Origin of the sequence: Citrobacter sp. Cf125, assembly GCF_030333935.1 — a bacterium.
GTDB lineage: Bacteria > Pseudomonadota > Gammaproteobacteria > Enterobacterales > Enterobacteriaceae > Citrobacter > Citrobacter freundii.
Genome location: NZ_JAOWEY010000024.1, coordinates 108,301 through 124,787 on the forward strand (window position 1 = coordinate 108,301; position 16,487 = coordinate 124,787).

Genomic DNA, 16,487 nt, shown 5'->3' on the forward strand with positions numbered 1-16,487 from the left:
CTAATAATAAAGGTCGTCGCTTCGCTCGCAGTATGCTAACGTTTAAATTCCGTGATGCAGTGGTAGAAGCAATGAAGACGTTTTTCAGAACAGTTTTGTTCGGTAGCCTGATGGCCGTATGCGCAAACAGCTACGCGCTCAGCGAGTCCGAAGCCGAAGATATGGCCGATTTAACGGCAGTTTTTGTTTTTCTGAAAAATGACTGTGGATACCAGAATTTGCCTAATGGGCAGATCCGTCGCGCACTGGTCTTTTTTGCCCAGCAAAACCAGTGGGATCTGAGTAATTACGACACCTTCAATATGAAAGCGCTGGGTGAAGACAGCTACCGCGATCTCAGCGGTATCGGCATCCCCACGGCAAAGAAATGCAAAGCACTGGCGCGTGATTCTTTAAGCCTGCTGGCGTACGTGAAGTAACAGACATAGCGGAGCCCGCTGGCTCCGCATGAATTAACGCTGTTGCACAAATTCGCGGTATGCCGCCACAACCTGAAGAAAGTCCTCTACACCACAAAGTGAAAAACTTTCTTCGTCGTAATAGCTCATCCCCTCTTCCATCTCATCTCCAGAGAACTCCAACTGATTAGCGCGAACCATCACTTCTTCGCCATCCAGCCAGAGCGTGTATTCATGCCCTGCTCGCTGCCAGGAGCGCTCACTGCCCTTAACCGCACGCGCCGCCTGCTCCACTTCATCAAGTAAGGCCAGGTTTTCTTTCACTTCTTCATTAAACCAGTGCCCCACCACCTCGTGGCCCATGGACATACGCACTTTTACCACCCCGGTAATATCGCGCAGAAATTCGTAATCCATAATGTCTTCCTCTACTCCCGGCAATGCGCCAATACCGCATCGCGCCTTGCTGTAATTATCGCAGCAGCGCGGCAGAAAAAAAGCGTAGTGGGTATAAGGAATAGAAATAAAAATGCCCGGAGAAGCAGACTTCTCCGGGCATTGATGTGTTTTTACACAAAACGCGTTAGCGCATTACACCGCGGTCTGGAAAATCACACCATCGGCTTTCTCCGTATACTGAGACAGCTGGTCGAAGTTCAGATAACGGTAAGTATCCACGGCAGTTTTATCCACCTGCGCCACATAGGTCTGATACTCTTCCGCTGTCGGCAGTTTGCCGATCAGCGCCGCAACTGCCGCCAGCTCCGCAGAAGCCAGGTAGACGTTTGCCCCGGTACCTAAACGGTTCGGGAAGTTACGAGTAGAGGTCGAGACCACCGTTGCGCCGTCGGCAACACGCGCCTGGTTACCCATGCACAGAGAGCAGCCTGGAATTTCGATACGCGCACCGCTCTTACCGAACACGCTGTAATAACCTTCCTCGGTCAGCTGTGCCGCATCCATACGGGTTGGCGGAGCCACCCACAGACGTGTCGGCAGTTGGCCTTTGCGCGCATCCAGCAGCTTACCTGCGGCACGGAAGTGGCCGATGTTAGTCATACAGGAGCCGATGAACACTTCGTCAATCTTCTCACCCTGTACGTCAGACAGCAGACGCGCGTCGTCCGGATCGTTCGGTGCACACAAGATTGGTTCTTTGATGTCAGCCAGGTCAATGTCGATCACCGCCGCGTATTCTGCGTCAGCGTCGGCTTCCAGCAACTGCGGATCCGCCAGCCATTTTTCCATGCCCTGCACACGACGTTCCAGCGTACGACGGTCGCCGTAGCCTTCCGCGATCATCCACTTCAGCAGAACGATGTTAGAGTTCAGATACTCAATGATCGGCTCTTTGTTCAGCTTGATGGTACAGCCCGCAGCAGAACGCTCTGCGGAAGCATCGGTCAGTTCGAACGCCTGCTCCACTTTGAGATCCGGCAGACCTTCGATTTCAAGGATGCGGCCAGAGAAGATGTTCTTCTTACCTTTCTTCTCAACGGTCAGTAGACCCTGTTTGATCGCGTACAGCGGAATGGCGTGAACCAGGTCACGCAGAGTGATACCCGGCTGCATTTTACCTTTGAAGCGCACCAGTACCGATTCCGGCATATCCAGCGGCATCACGCCGGTCGCTGCAGCAAACGCCACCAAACCAGAACCTGCCGGGAAGGAGATCCCGATAGGGAAACGGGTATGGGAGTCACCACCGGTACCTACGGTATCCGGCAGCAGCATACGGTTCAGCCAGGAGTGGATAACGCCGTCGCCCGGACGCAGGGAGACACCGCCACGGTTCATGATGAAGTCTGGCAGCGTATGGTGCGTATTGACATCCACCGGCTTCGGATAGGCAGCGGTGTGACAGAAGGACTGCATCACCAGGTCAGCTGAGAAGCCCAGGCACGCCAGGTCTTTCAGTTCGTCACGGGTCATTGGGCCGGTGGTATCCTGAGATCCCACGGAGGTCATCTTCGGTTCGCAGTACGCGCCCGGACGGATACCTTTCACGCCGCAGGCGCGGCCAACCATTTTCTGTGCCAGGGAGAAGCCACGGCTGCTTTCCGCCACGTCTTTCGCCTGACGGAAGACGTCTGAGTGCGGCAGACCCAGCGCTTCGCGCGCTTTGGTGGTCAGGCCACGACCGATGATCAGCGGAATACGACCACCAGCACGTACTTCGTCGATCAGGACTTCGGTTTTCAGCTCAAAGCTGGCCAGCAGTTCGCCTGTTTCGTGGTTGCGTACTTCGCCTTTGAACGGGTAAACGTCAATCACGTCGCCCATGTTCATGTTCGACACGTCCACTTCAATCGGCAGTGCGCCCGCATCTTCCATGGTGTTGAAGAAGATAGGTGCAATTTTGCCGCCGAGGCACAGGCCGCCGCCGCGCTTGTTCGGCACATGAGGAATGTCGTCACCCATGAACCACAGCACGGAGTTGGTCGCGGATTTACGCGAAGAACCGGTACCGACAACATCACCCACATAAGCCAGCGGGTAACCTTTTTTCTGCAATTCTTCGATCTGTTTGATCGGGCCAACTACGCCCGGCTGATCCGGTTCGATACCTTCACGGGCGTTTTTCAGCATCGCCAGCGCGTGCAGCGGGATATCTGGGCGGGACCATGCGTCCGGTGCCGGAGAAAGGTCATCGGTGTTGGTTTCACCGGTCACTTTAAAGACGGTAACGGTGATTTTTTCAGCCAGAGCCGGACGGTTCAGGAACCATTCGGCATCAGCCCAGGATTGCATTACCTGCTTCGCATATTCGTTGCCCGCTTTGGCTTTTTCTTCCACATCGTAGAAGTTATCGAACATCAGCAGCGTTGAAGAGAGCGCTTTGGCGGCAATCGGTGCCAGTTTGGCGTCATCCAGCGCGTCGATCAGCGGATGAATGTTGTAACCACCCTGCATGGTGCCCAGCAGTTCAATGGCTTTTTCTGGGGTAACCAGCGGGGAGGTGGTGTCGCCTTTCGCGACGGCAGCGAGAAAACCAGCTTTAACATAAGCGGCTTCATCTACGCCAGGAGGAACACGGTTGATCAACAGGTCTAACAGGAATTCTTCTTCGCCCACAGGCGGGGTCTTCAGCAGCTCGACAAGTGCGGCCATTTGGGTTGCGTCTAAAGGTTTTGGCACAATCCCCTGGGCAGCACGCTCAGCTACGTGCTTACGGTATTCTTCTAGCACGACGATATCTCCTCGCTCTCATTGTCATAATGCGGCGCTTTTGTAGATGGGCGATTCTCTTCACGCTCCTGTGAGACAGTAGTTAGTAGGGTAAATGCCCGGTACCGCATAAGGCACAATAACAGGATTTTCATTAAGTGTTAATCCGTTTACAAAAAAGCAACATAAAAAATTGGCTGAATCGTTAAGAATGGTGTAGCGGCAAGGAGGAACGCAATTCAGGCTACCTAAAACCACCCTGAAACGGTTGATTTTCAAGCGCGAGATGCTGAATTTTCCAGCGACTTTTCAGCCATCAGATATAATTGTGTAATAAATCCTCACACTCTTTTTCCGGACCTACCGGGTGAATCCCCAATAAAAGTCAAAACTGTCTAACACGGGTGAATAATACTCGCGGCAACAGGAACGCCTCACGGCACAGCGCTTGTCTCGTTGGAGTCATTTTATGAAGTTGCCCCTTAAGCCACATCTGCTTGTCCTTTTGTGCAGTGTCGGGCTGTTTGCCGCCTCAGGCGTGATGTTCGTTAAAAGTCGTGCTATGGAGCCTGCAGCTCCGGCCCCCGTTGCACAGCAACCGTCAGCACCGGCTCCAGCGCCCGTAGCGGCCCCTGCCCCGGCCGACCAAACAGCGCCCGTCGTGGCACCAACCTACTCGGCAGCACAAATCGATCAGTGGGTTGCACCTATCGCACTCTATCCAGACTCGCTGCTGTCGCAAATTTTGATGGCCTCAACCTATCCGGCTAACGTCATCCAGGCCGCACAGTGGTCAAAAGACAATCCCAAAATGCAGGGCGATGCCGCCATTCAGGCCGTTGCCAGCCAGCCCTGGGATCCCAGCGTGAAATCGCTGGTCGCCTTTCCTCAGTTGATGTCGCTGATGGGTGAAAATCCGCCGTGGGTACAAAGTCTGGGCGATGCTTTCCTTGCGCAGCCAAAAGATGTTATGGATTCCGTTCAACGCCTGCGTGCACTGGCGCAACAGACCGGTGCGTTGCAATCGACACCGCAGCAGACAGTCACCACCGTGACCAAAGCGGCGCCGGCTAAAACCGTCACCAGCGAGTCGACGACCAGTTCAGCGACCACAACAGCCACGACCGCCTCAACAAGCCCAACGGTAATCAAAATTGAATCCGCCGATCCGCAGGTGGTGTACGTTCCTACCTATAACCCGAATACGGTTTACGGTACCTGGCCGAACACCGCCTATCCGCCAACCTATCTGCCGCCAACGCCCGGTGAGCAGTTTGGTAACAGCTTCGTTAATGGTTTAGGCTTCAGCCTCGGTGTTGCCACAACCTATGCCATCTTCAGCAACATCGACTGGGATGACGACGACGATCACCATCATAATGATGACTGGGATAACCATGGCGGCTATAACCGTAATGGTGATAACAACATCAATATTAACGTTGATAACTTTAATAAAATCAGTGGGCAACGACTGACAGACGCCAACCGTACCTGGCAGCACAACCCGGCCTATCGTGAGGGTGTGCCATACCCAAATAACCAGCTCAATAACCGCTTCCACTCCACTAACACGGCTACAGGTTTAAGTTCAACCCAGCAAAGACCGGTCAACCGTGATAGCCAACGCCAGGCTGCGATGAGCCAAATGGAAAAATCAACGGGAAAAACATTCCCGCAGACGGCGCGTACGGGCACGAAAGACGCCCAGCGTCAGGCATCCAGCCAACAGCTGAAGCAAATTTCCCAACGTAATAACTACCGTGGTTACGATACCAAACCGCAAACCGCGAAACGGACAAGCACACAGCAACGTGAGAATCGTCAGGCAGTCGCCCAGCGACAGGAGAAACGGGTCACGCAACCGGCGCAGCAGCGCAATCTTCAACAACGGACCAGCCAGCCACGCGCCAATGCGCTGAGCGGGAACGACAGTCGCTCCGCCAACTGGCAGGCGCAGCAACAGCGGGGGGCACAGAGCCGGCAGGTCGCCCGTAATCAGCCATCGCGCCAGCCTTCTGGCGGGCGTGCTGAACACCGTGAATTCCGTCATCGTTAAGGGAACCGACATGAAAAATAAACTACTCAGTGGAATTGTGTTGTTCATGGTTTCGGCTGCCGCGATGGCACAACAATCCTTCAGCACACCAGACCAGGCGACCGATGCGCTGGCAAACGCGATTAGTGAGCAAAATGAAAGTGCAATGAGCAACCTGCTCGGGGAAAACTGGCGTGATTTTCTACCGCCAGAAGGCGTCGATCCTGATGCGGTTGATCGTTTCCTGCGCGACTGGAAGGTTCGCCATAATACCGTTGTCGACGGCAATACCGCGCATCTGGTGGTCGGGGATAGCGACTGGCAACTGCCAATCCCGGTCGTCAAAAACGCTTCAGGCTGGCAATTTGATATCAAGGAAGCGGCCGAAGAGATCCTGACCCGTGAGATTGGACGTAACGAACTCGCGGCTATCGAGGCGTTACACGCTTATGTAGACGCCCAGCAGAGCTATTTTGCGATGAACCAGAAATACGCGCAAAAGATTGTCAGTTCTGAAGGGAAAAAGGATGGTCTGTACTGGCCTGTTTCGCCCGGCGAAGCGCCAAGCCCGCTCGGTCCGGCCTTTAGTCCACAGGAACCTGGCACGGGCTATCACGGCTATCATTTTCGTATCCTTCCCGACAAAACCAGCGGTTTTGCCATGGTGGCCTGGCCTGTTAGCTATGATCACACCGGCGTGATGAGTTTTATGATTAACGGTGATGATAAAGTCTATCAGGCCGATCTCGGCGTTGATTCTCAGCAAAAAGCACAGGTGTTAACCACATTCCATCCGGATAAAACCTGGCAGCCCGTAGCGCCCTGATACCAATTCGAAAGATAAGTTGGCCGGGTAAGGCGTAGTCGCCCCCCGGCAACCCACAGCAAATTACAGGATGTTAGCGACAGATTTCGCCAACTGAGCTTCCAGAACCGGCTTCGCTTCTTCGAACTTCAGATTCACTTTGTTAGCATTAGACACGACGCGAGTCTGATATTTTGCACGATCGCCTTGCGCGCTGCTGGTTTGCAACTTGATACCGGATGTCCCTTGACGCAACGCCGCAACGTTATCCGTTGTCACTTTCGCTTTGCTGCGTTCAGAGATCTGCAGGTCAGTGACCATGGTGTAGTTTACATCTTCCACCATCGCATCCGCAGCCATGCCGATCAGCCCCGCCGCGATACCAACACCCAGCGCCGCACCAGAGGAGTTGCTATTGTAGGCGGTAATCCCCGCACCCAACGCTGCGCCCATCGCGGCACCTTCATAACCCGTTTTCAGGAAGCCCTGAGCTTCACGCAGATCCATTTTGTCCGCTTTCAATACGTTCGCCTGTACCCAGTAATAAGCGCTGTCTGGTGAGCTGGTCACCTTATAACCTTTCGCGGACAGGTCATTTGCCAGCAGAGTTTGCAGGTTACTCATGTCTTTGTCAGAGGTATTTTTTACCTGAATGTAGACGGTCTTCTCGCTGGAAGGCTCCAGCCAGATGGTTTCACTCATCTGCGTTTTCACTTCAAGGTTACGTTTTTTAACGGCGGTGGTCATCGCGCCACAACCGGTCAGTGTCATTGTCGCGACAATCATGCCAACAACCGCGATTTTTTTTAAAGACATGTATTTTCCTTTTTTCGTGTAATAGAGAGTCCAGAGCCTCTTAACCGCGCGGCCAGTAGCCACACAATGGCGAAAAAAGTATCGGCAGTTGCGCAATTTTTTTTAGTGGAGATATCAATAAGATGACTACCAGAACTGGTAGCTTTCGGGAAAAAAAACGCCTCCGAAGAGGCGTTTTCACAAAAGCGGGAAGATTACTTTTTCTTCGCTTTCGGGTTCGGCAGGTCGGTGATGCTACCTTCGAACACTTCAGCTGCCAGACCAACGGACTCGTGCAGAGTCGGGTGAGCGTGGATGGTCAGCGCGATGTCTTCAGCGTCACAGCCCATTTCGATCGCCAGACCGATTTCACCCAGCAGCTCGCCGCCGTTGGTACCGACAATCGCACCACCGATCACACGGTGAGATTCTTTGTCGAAAATCAGTTTGGTCATACCGTCTGCGCAGTCAGAAGCGATAGCTCGGCCAGAAGCAGCCCACGGGAAGGTGGCGGTTTCGTAGCTGATGCCTTTTTCTTTCGCTTCTTTCTCAGTCAGGCCAACCCATGCAACTTCTGGTTCAGTGTACGCGATGGATGGAATAACTTTCGGATCGAAGTAGTGTTTCTTACCGGCGATAACTTCAGCGGCAACGTGACCTTCGTGAACACCTTTGTGCGCCAGCATCGGCTGACCGACGATATCGCCGATAGCAAAGATGTGCGGCACGTTGGTGCGCAACTGTTTGTCAACGCGGATGAAGCCACGGTCATCAACTTCAACGCCAGCTTTGCCCGCGTCGAGGTTTTTACCGTTCGGTACACGACCGATAGCTACCAGCACAGCATCGTAACGCTGAGCTTCGGCAGGGGCTTTTTTGCCTTCCATGGAAACGTAGATACCGTCTTCTTTCGCTTCAACGGCGGTCACTTTGGTTTCCAGCATCAGGTTGAATTTCTTGCTGATGCGCTTGGTGAAGACTTTAACCACGTCTTTGTCGGCAGCTGGGATAACCTGGTCGAACATTTCAACCACGTCGATCTCTGAACCCAGTGCATGGTACACGGTACCCATTTCCAGACCGATAATACCGCCGCCCATAACCAGCAGGCGCTTAGGAACAGTTTTCAGTTCCAGCGCGTCAGTGGAGTCCCACACGCGCGGATCTTCGTGCGGAATGAACGGCAGTTCGATCGGACGGGAACCCGCCGCGATGATCGCGTTGTCGAAGTTGATTACGGTTTTGCCGTTTTCGCCTTCAACTTCCAGGGTGTTCGCCCCGGTAAATTTACCCAGACCGTTAACCACTTTCACTTTACGGCCTTTGGCCATACCAGCCAGACCGCCAGTCAGTTGAGTGATAACTTTTTCTTTCCAGGTACGAATCTTGTCGATATCGGTTTTCGGCTCGCCAAAAACGATACCGTGTTCAGCCAGCGCTTTGGCTTCTTCGATAACTTTTGCTACGTGCAGCAGCGCTTTAGAAGGGATACAGCCGACGTTCAGACAAACACCACCGAGGGTGCTGTAACGTTCTACGATGACGGTCTCCAGACCTAAATCTGCGCAACGGAAGGCAGCAGAGTAACCTGCAGGGCCTGCCCCAAGTACCACGACCTGAGTTTTGATTTCAGTGCTCATCATGACCTCTTAATTTATACCCGTCGTCCACCGGGTCGTTCTATCCGCCCGTATTTTACAAAATTGTTAACAATTTTGAAACAACAAACGGCAACCGATTTGTCTTTCGCACAATAACCTCACTGACTTCATGAGATTACCAGAAAAAAGCCGGCCGTCGGGCCGGCTTTTTCGCTTACATCACCAGGCGGCGAATGTCAGACAGCATGTTGTTGATGATGGTGATAAAGCGCGCACCATCCGCACCGTCAATTACACGGTGGTCGAAGGAGAGCGAAATCGGCATCATCAGACGCGGCATAAACTCTTTACCGTTCCACACTGGCTCCATAGAGGACTTGGAGACACCGAGGATAGCCACTTCCGGCGCGTTCACAATCGGCGCGAAGTGGGTAGTACCCAGGCCACCGATGCTGGAGATGGTGAAGCAACCGCCCTGCATTTCGCCAGCAGTCAGCTTGCCATCACGCGCTTTCTTGGAGATCACGGTCAGTTCACGAGACAGCTCGGTAATGCTCTTCTTGTTCACGTCTTTGAAGACCGGAACAACCAGACCATTCGGAGTATCAACCGCTACACCGATGTTGATGTATTTCTTCAGGGTCAGGCGCTGACCGTCTTCAGACAGGGAGCTGTTGAAGCGCGGCATCTGTTCCAGAGCTGCGGCAACGGCTTTCATGATGAAGACTACTGGGGTGAATTTCACGTCCAGTTTACGTTTTTCAGCTTCGGCGTTCTGCTGTTTACGGAACGCTTCCAGATCGGTGATATCGGTCTTATCGAAGTGAGTAACGTGCGGGATCATCACCCAGTTACGGCTCAGGTTAGCACCAGAGATTTTCTGGATACGGCCCAGTTCCACTTCTTCGATTTCACCAAACTTGCTGAAGTCCACTTTCGGCCAAGGCAGCATGCCCGGGATACCGCCGCCTGCTGCTGCAGCCGGAGCCGCTTCAGCACGCTTGATAGCGTCTTTCACGTAAGCCTGAACGTCTTCACGCAGGATACGACCTTTACGGCCAGAACCTTTCACTTTCGCCAGGTTCACACCGAATTCGCGCGCCAAGCGACGAATCAGCGGTGTTGCATGAACGTAAGCGTCGTTTTCAGCAAACTCAGATTTGCCTTCCGCTTTCGCGGCCGGAGCTGCGGCTTGCGCAGGCGCTGGTGCTGCGGCCGGAGCCGGAGCAGCTGCTTGTGCTGGAGCGGCTGCAGGTGCTGCGCCTTCGACTTCGAAGACCATAATCAGAGAACCGGTTTTAACTTTGTCGCCGGTGCTGATTTTGATTTCTTTCACGGTGCCCGCGAACGGTGCCGGAACTTCCATTGACGCTTTATCGCCTTCAACGGTGATCAGTGATTGCTCAGCGGCAATTTTATCGCCCACTTTAACCATCACTTCAGTGACTTCGACTTCGTCACCGCCGATATCCGGTACGTTAACTTCTTTCGAGCCGGAAGCAGCCGGAGCCGCCGCTGCTGCTGGAGCAGCCGCCTGAGCCGGTGCAGCAGCAGGCGCTGCGCCCGCTACTTCGAAGACCATAATCAGGGAACCGGTAGACACTTTGTCGCCAGTGTTGATTTTGATCTCTTTAACGGTACCTGCGAACGGTGCCGGAACTTCCATTGACGCTTTGTCACCTTCAACGGTGATCAGAGACTGTTCAGCCGCAACGGTGTCGCCCACTTTAACCATGATCTCGGTAACTTCAACTTCGTCGCCGCCGATGTCCGGTACGTGTACGTCTTTCGCCGCCGCAGCAGCAGGTGCTGCTGCCGGAGCCGCTTCTTTCTTCTCTTCTGCCGGAGCAGGTGCAGCTGCTGCTGCACCGTCGGCGGAATCGAAAATCATGATCAGTTTGCCGGTCTCAGTTTTATCGCCAACAGAGACTTTAATCTCTTTAACGATACCAGCCTGAGGAGACGGAACTTCCATAGAGGCTTTGTCGCCTTCTACGGTGATCAGCGACTGTTCAGCTTCAACTTTGTCGCCCACTTTGACCAGGATCTCGGTGATTTCAACTTCATCAGCCCCGATGTCCGGTACATTGATTTCGATAGCCATTATTCTTTTACCTCTTACGCCAGACGCGGGTTAACTTTATCGGCATCGATGTTGAATTTGGTGATTGCGTCTGCAACCACTTTCTTATCGATTTCGCCACGTTTAGCCAGTTCGCCCAGGGCCGCTACAACCACGTAGGAAGCATCAACTTCGAAGTGGTGACGCAGGTTTTCACGGCTGTCAGAGCGACCGAAACCGTCAGTACCCAGTACGCGATAATCATCAGCCGGTACATAAGTACGAACCTGTTCGGCAAACAGTTTCATATAGTCAGTAGATGCTACTGCCGGAGCGTCGTTCATCACCTGAGCGATGTACGGAACGCGCGGAGTTTCCATCGGGTGCAGCATGTTCCAGCGCTCACAATCCTGGCCATCACGCGCCAGTTCAGTGAAGGAGGTTACGCTGTAAACGTCAGAACCTACACCGTAGTCGTTCGCCAGGATCTGTGCTGCTTCACGGACGTGACGCAGGATAGAACCGGAGCCCAGCAGCTGAACTTTACCTTTCTTACCTTCGAGGGTTTCGAGTTTGTAGATACCTTTACGGATACCTTCCTCGGCACCTGCTGGCATTGCCGGCATGTGGTAGTTTTCGTTCAGCGTGGTGATGTAGTAGTAAACGTTCTCTTGTTTCTCACCGTACATACGCTCCAGACCATCGTGCATGATGACCGCAACTTCGTACGCGTAAGACGGATCGTAAGAGATACAGTTCGGGATAGTCAGAGACTGAATATGGCTGTGACCATCTTCGTGCTGCAGACCTTCACCGTTCAGCGTCGTACGACCGGAAGTACCACCAATCAGGAAGCCACGAGCCTGTTGGTCGCCGGCCTGCCAGCACAGGTCACCGATACGCTGGAACCCGAACATGGAGTAGTAGATGTAGAACGGAATCATCGGCAGATCGTTGGTGCTGTAAGAGGTCGCAGCCGCCAGCCAGGATGCGCCAGCACCCAGTTCGTTGATACCTTCCTGCAGGATCTGACCTTTCTCGTCTTCTTTATAGTAAGCAACCTGCTCACGGTCCTGCGGGGTGTACTGCTGACCGTTCGGGCTGTAGATACCGATCTGACGGAACAGACCTTCCATACCGAAAGTACGTGCTTCATCAGCGATGATCGGAACCAGACGATCTTTGATCGACTTGTTCTTCAGCATCACGTTCAGGGCACGAACGAAAGCGATAGTGGTGGAGATTTCTTTGTTCTGCTCTTCCAGCAGCGCACCGAAGTCTTCCAGAGCCGGCAGTTCCAGCTTCTCGGTGAAGTTCGGCTGACGAGCTGGCAGGTAGCCATGCAGTTTCTGACGCTGAGCGTGCAGATAAGTGTGCTCTTCAGAACCTTCCGGGAAGGTGATGTAAGACAGGTTTTCAACCTGCTCATCGGTCACAGGAACGTTGAAACGGTCGCGGATATAACGCACGCCGTCCATGTTCATTTTCTTAACCTGGTGAGCGATGTTTTTACCTTCAGCGGTGTCACCCATGCCGTAACCTTTAATGGTATGGGCCAGGATTACAGTTGCTCTGCCTTTGGTTTCCTGCGCTTTTTTCAGTGCAGCGTAAACTTTCTTCGGATCGTGACCACCGCGGTTCAGAGACCAAATCTGCTCATCAGTCCAGTCAGCAACCAGTGCTGCGGTTTCCGGGTATTTACCGAAGAAGTGCTCACGTACATATGCGCCATCTTTGGATTTGAAGGTCTGGTAGTCGCCGTCAACGGTTTCGTTCATCAGCTGGATCAGTTTACCGCTGGTGTCTTTACGCAGCAGCTCATCCCAACGACCGCCCCACATGACTTTGATAACGTTCCAGCCAGCGCCCGCGAAGATGCCTTCCAGTTCGTTAACAATCTTGCCGTTACCGGTTACCGGGCCGTCAAGACGCTGCAGGTTACAGTTGATAACAAAGACCAGGTTGTCCAGTTTTTCACGGGTCGCGATGGTGATCGCACCTTTTGATTCTGGCTCATCCATCTCGCCGTCGCCCAGGAAGGCGTAAACGGTTTGTTTAGAGGTATCTTTCAGACCACGGTGTTCCAGATATTTCAGGAATTTAGCCTGGTAGATAGCACCGATTGGGCCCAGACCCATAGATACGGTCGGGAACTGCCAGAATTCTGGCATCAGTTTCGGGTGCGGGTAGGAAGACAGGCCTTTGCCATGTACTTCCTGACGGAAGTTGTTCATCTGCTCTTCAGTCAGACGACCTTCCAGGAATGCGCGTGCGTAGATGCCCGGAGAGATGTGACCCTGGAAGTACACCAGATCGCCGCCATCTTGCTCGTTGCGTGCACGGAAGAAGTGGTTGAAGCAAACATCATATACCGTTGCGGAGGACTGGAAGGATGCCATGTGGCCACCCAGCTCGAGGTCCTTTTTAGACGCGCGCAGTACGGTCATGATGGCGTTCCAACGGATAGCAGAACGAATACGACGTTCCAGCTCCAGATTGCCCGGGTATTCCGGTTCATCTTCAACGGCAATAGTGTTTACATAATTGCTGGCCCCTGCACCTGCCGCTACTTTCACGCCGCCTTTGCGGGCTTCTGAAAGCAGTTGGTCGATCAGATACTGAGCACGCTCAACACCTTCTTCACGGATGACCGATTCGATCGCCTGTAGCCAGTCGCGAGTTTCGATCGGATCCACGTCATTTGGGAAACGTTCTGACATGGGGGTATTCCTTATCTATCTAATACGTTGAGTTATCTGGAACCTGTCCCATTACGTTCTCGCCAGAGAGCGTAATAAGACAGGTTCTGCGTTTAGTTGCCGCGCACTTTATATGGCGCTTGATTTACAACATCTTCTGGTTAACGTTCTGCCAGAAAAATCACTAATTCTTTCGTTGCTCCAGACGGCGTAAGGCGCGTTCACGACGGCTTTCCTCACGGCTTCTGTCCAGCAGAATCTCTTCGATAAACGCCAGGTGACGGTGGGACGCTTCACGCGCCTCTTCCGGCTTCCCGGCAATAATTGCTTCAAAAATACGGGTACGGTGACTGCTAACCAGTGGCAGCATTTCACGACGCGCATACAGCAATTCGAAGTTTTGCCGAACGTTCTGGGCCAGCATCGGCTCCATACACCTTAGCAAATGGAGCAGCACCACATTATGTGCCGCTTCGGTGACAGCAATTTGATACTGGAGTACTGCATCAGATTCACCGTCAAGATCGCCGGACTGTTGAGCAAGCTCGATCGCATGGTGGAGTTCACGGATACGCGTTTTGTCTTCATCCGTGCTGCGCAGTGCAGCGTAATAAGCTGCAATACCTTCCAGCGCATGGCGCGTCTCAAGCAGGTCAAACTGGGATTCAGGATGGTCGGAGAGCAGCTCTACCAGTGGGTCGCTAAAGCTCTGCCACAGGCTGCTCTGAACAAAAGTGCCACCGCCCTGACGACGAAGCAGTAACCCCTTCGCTTCAAGGCGTTGGATCGCCTCGCGTAAGGAGGGGCGGGAGACGTCGAACTGTTTTGCCAGCTCGCGTTCCGGTGGGAGTTTTTCTCCGGGGCGAAGCGTCCCCTCAAGAATTAAAAACTCCAGCTGCTGCTCAATCACATCGGAGAGTTTTGGTTGGCGGATTTTGCTGTAGGCCATGATTTCCTGTCTTAAGCCATTTGCCCGGAGTCAATTGGTCTTACCAATTTCATGTTCTTGACGCTAAAGTAACAAAGTATTCACCTTCTGTCCATACAGGTTTTGATTGAAATCAGTAAAGGAGGCATATTTTAACAACATTACAGAAATAACGTTTCAAACATGTAACTATGCACAAATGTTAAATTTACCCACCTCGAGGTAGTTTTAACGGAATTGAAACGAAAAATTATCTCATCTGAACCGATTCACCTGCTTATTTATCGATACTTAAACCACTATTAATGAATAGAAATTCAAAATGGAAATTTTGTGGTAGATAAACTCGCATTTACAAATGGTTTCTTTTTATTCAACTCGTCATCTTCCCCGCATAAAGCAGGTGCATTCGCGCTCGCATATCATTATTCTGATCAAGACAAAAGTATTAAGGCAACATTTTATCAAAAGCATCTGTAAACAAATTAATACAACAAACGGAATTGCAAACTTACACACGCATTGCTGCGTAGTTCAAAAAATAAGTACTCGAAATATGAAGAGTAAAACCACACACGAGGTTTCATGATGGAAAGTCAACAGCATGGCGATCAGCTCAAGCGCGGTCTTAAGAACCGCCATATACAGCTAATCGCGCTGGGTGGCGCGATTGGTACCGGGTTATTCCTCGGTAGCGCATCCGTTATCCAGTCTGCAGGACCGGGTATTATTCTGGGTTACGCTATTGCCGGCTTTATCGCCTTTTTGATTATGCGTCAGTTAGGTGAAATGGTGGTTGAAGAGCCGGTAGCAGGCTCCTTTAGCCACTTTGCTTATAAATACTGGGGCAGTTTCGCGGGTTTCGCCTCTGGCTGGAACTACTGGGTACTGTACGTGCTGGTTGCCATGGCTGAGCTGACTGCAGTCGGTAAATATATCCAGTTCTGGTACCCGGAGATCCCAACCTGGGCCTCTGCTGCAGCCTTCTTCGTGATTATCAACGCCATTAACCTGACCAACGTGAAAGTGTTTGGTGAGATGGAGTTCTGGTTCGCCATTATTAAAGTCATTGCTGTCGTCGCGATGATCATCTTCGGCGGCTGGCTGCTGTTCAGCGGCAACGGCGGGCCGCAGGCCAGCGTCAGCAACTTGTGGAACCAGGGGGGCTTCCTGCCGCATGGCTTCACCGGTCTGGTGATGATGATGGCGATTATCATGTTCTCTTTCGGTGGACTGGAGCTGGTTGGGATCACCGCAGCAGAAGCGGATAACCCGGAGCAAAGCATTCCCAAAGCAACCAACCAGGTTATCTACCGTATCCTGATTTTCTATGTGGGTTCGCTGGCGGTTCTGCTTTCCCTGATGCCGTGGACGCGCGTTACGGCTGATACCAGCCCGTTTGTCCTTATTTTCCACGAGCTGGGCGACACGTTTGTTGCTAATGCCCTGAACATCGTGGTGCTGACTGCTGCCCTTTCTGTCTATAACAGCTGTGTGTACTGCAACAGCCGTATGCTGTTCGGTCTGGCACAGCAGGGCAATGCGCCGAAAGCGCTGATGAACGTCGACAAGCGCGGCGTGCCGGTGAACACCATTCTGGTTTCCGCACTGGTGACGGCTCTGTGCGTGCTGATCAACTACCTGGCGCCAGAATCTGCCTTTGGCCTGTTGATGGCGCTGGTAGTTTCCGCACTGGTGATCAACTGGGCAATGATTAGCCTTGCGCACATGAAGTTCCGCAAAGCCAAACAGCAGCAGGGTGTTACCACCCGCTTCCCGGCGCTGCTCTATCCGCTGGGTAACTGGGTGTGCCTGATTTTCATGGCTGCAGTACTGGTGATTATGCTGATGACGCCGGGCATGGCGATCTCGGTGTACTTAATCCCGGTATGGATTGCTATTCTTGGCATTGGTTACCTGTTCAAACAGAAAACGGCCGGCACGGTTAAAGCACATTAATTTTTCCTCCCCCACCTGCGCCAGGTGGGGGTTG

The 16,487-nt window shown here is 52.8% G+C and carries 11 protein-coding genes; 4 read left to right on the forward strand and 7 right to left on the reverse strand.

Annotated features, from left to right (window positions below; translation table 11 throughout):
- Positions 1 to 71: 71 nt before the first annotated feature.
- Entirely contained in the window at positions 72 to 419 is a 348-nt protein-coding gene (locus OGV89_RS14850; RefSeq protein ID WP_003018667.1) for a YacC family pilotin-like protein, read from the forward strand.
- A gap of 33 nt (positions 420 to 452) precedes the next feature.
- Here the strand turns inward: OGV89_RS14850 and yacL are convergent, their stop codons facing one another.
- Together yacL and acnB are read right to left on the reverse strand one after the other, a co-directional pair.
- Positions 453 to 815, reverse strand: coding sequence for a protein YacL (gene yacL / locus OGV89_RS14855; RefSeq protein WP_003018670.1), 363 nt, complete (start codon positions 813 to 815; stop codon positions 453 to 455).
- Between the two features lie 174 nt (positions 816 to 989).
- Entirely contained in the window at positions 990 to 3,587 is a 2,598-nt protein-coding gene (gene acnB, locus OGV89_RS14860; RefSeq protein WP_286558865.1) for a bifunctional aconitate hydratase 2/2-methylisocitrate dehydratase, read from the reverse strand.
- A gap of 448 nt (positions 3,588 to 4,035) precedes the next feature.
- On the opposite strand from acnB, the gene OGV89_RS14865 reads away from it, so the two are divergent.
- Together OGV89_RS14865 and OGV89_RS14870 are read left to right on the forward strand one after the other, a co-directional pair.
- Positions 4,036 to 5,625: a DUF3300 domain-containing protein gene (locus OGV89_RS14865; RefSeq protein ID WP_286558867.1), complete on the forward strand. Its 1,590-nt coding sequence runs from the start codon at positions 4,036 to 4,038 to the stop codon at positions 5,623 to 5,625.
- 10 nt (positions 5,626 to 5,635) lie between these two features.
- On the forward strand, positions 5,636 to 6,430 hold the full coding sequence (locus OGV89_RS14870; RefSeq protein ID WP_137348072.1) for a DUF2950 family protein: 795 nt from the start codon (positions 5,636 to 5,638) through the stop codon (positions 6,428 to 6,430).
- A gap of 63 nt (positions 6,431 to 6,493) precedes the next feature.
- Here OGV89_RS14870 and traT read toward each other — a convergent pair whose 3' ends face one another.
- The 5 genes from traT to pdhR all read right to left on the reverse strand — a co-directional run bounded on the left by traT (position 6,494) and on the right by pdhR (position 14,515).
- On the reverse strand, positions 6,494 to 7,225 hold the full coding sequence (gene traT, locus OGV89_RS14875; protein ID WP_003837465.1) for a complement resistance protein TraT: 732 nt from the start codon (positions 7,223 to 7,225) through the stop codon (positions 6,494 to 6,496).
- Positions 7,226 to 7,419: 194 nt separating this feature from the next.
- Complete coding sequence (gene lpdA / locus OGV89_RS14880) at positions 7,420 to 8,844, reverse strand: dihydrolipoyl dehydrogenase (RefSeq protein WP_003018686.1); 1,425 nt, start codon at positions 8,842 to 8,844, stop codon at positions 7,420 to 7,422.
- A gap of 175 nt (positions 8,845 to 9,019) precedes the next feature.
- A complete protein-coding gene (aceF, locus tag OGV89_RS14885; protein ID WP_003018689.1) occupies positions 9,020 to 10,909 on the reverse strand; it encodes a pyruvate dehydrogenase complex dihydrolipoyllysine-residue acetyltransferase in 1,890 nt (629 codons plus the stop codon).
- A 14-nt stretch (positions 10,910 to 10,923) separates the two neighbouring features.
- A complete protein-coding gene (gene aceE, locus OGV89_RS14890) occupies positions 10,924 to 13,587 on the reverse strand; it encodes a pyruvate dehydrogenase (acetyl-transferring), homodimeric type (RefSeq protein ID WP_003845758.1) in 2,664 nt (887 codons plus the stop codon).
- Between the two features lie 163 nt (positions 13,588 to 13,750).
- The gene (gene pdhR / locus OGV89_RS14895) at positions 13,751 to 14,515 is read right to left on the reverse strand and encodes a pyruvate dehydrogenase complex transcriptional repressor PdhR (protein ID WP_003018699.1); all 765 of its coding nucleotides are present in this window, start codon (positions 14,513 to 14,515) and stop codon (positions 13,751 to 13,753) included.
- 564 nt (positions 14,516 to 15,079) lie between these two features.
- Between pdhR and aroP the strand changes: the two genes are divergently transcribed.
- Positions 15,080 to 16,453, forward strand: a complete 1,374-nt coding sequence (gene aroP, locus OGV89_RS14900) for an aromatic amino acid transporter AroP (RefSeq protein ID WP_085951556.1) — start codon at positions 15,080 to 15,082, stop codon at positions 16,451 to 16,453.
- Positions 16,454 to 16,487: the final 34 nt, after the last annotated feature.

Bases quoted from the DNA above. Each gene is read 5' to 3' on its own strand.
- OGV89_RS14850 (WP_003018667.1), top strand. From the start codon at position 72: ATGAAGACGTTTTTCAGAACAGTTTTGTTCGGTAGCCTGATGGCCGTA.
- yacL (WP_003018670.1), bottom strand. From the start codon at position 815: ATGGATTACGAATTTCTGCGCGATATTACCGGGGTGGTAAAAGTGCGT.
- OGV89_RS14865 (WP_286558867.1), top strand. From the start codon at position 4,036: ATGAAGTTGCCCCTTAAGCCACATCTGCTTGTCCTTTTGTGCAGTGTC.
- OGV89_RS14870 (WP_137348072.1), top strand. From the start codon at position 5,636: ATGAAAAATAAACTACTCAGTGGAATTGTGTTGTTCATGGTTTCGGCT.
- traT (WP_003837465.1), bottom strand. From the start codon at position 7,225: ATGTCTTTAAAAAAAATCGCGGTTGTTGGCATGATTGTCGCGACAATG.
- lpdA (WP_003018686.1), bottom strand. From the start codon at position 8,844: ATGAGCACTGAAATCAAAACTCAGGTCGTGGTACTTGGGGCAGGCCCT.
- aceF (WP_003018689.1), bottom strand. From the start codon at position 10,909: ATGGCTATCGAAATCAATGTACCGGACATCGGGGCTGATGAAGTTGAA.
- aceE (WP_003845758.1), bottom strand. From the start codon at position 13,587: ATGTCAGAACGTTTCCCAAATGACGTGGATCCGATCGAAACTCGCGAC.
- pdhR (WP_003018699.1), bottom strand. From the start codon at position 14,515: ATGGCCTACAGCAAAATCCGCCAACCAAAACTCTCCGATGTGATTGAG.
- aroP (WP_085951556.1), top strand. From the start codon at position 15,080: ATGATGGAAAGTCAACAGCATGGCGATCAGCTCAAGCGCGGTCTTAAG.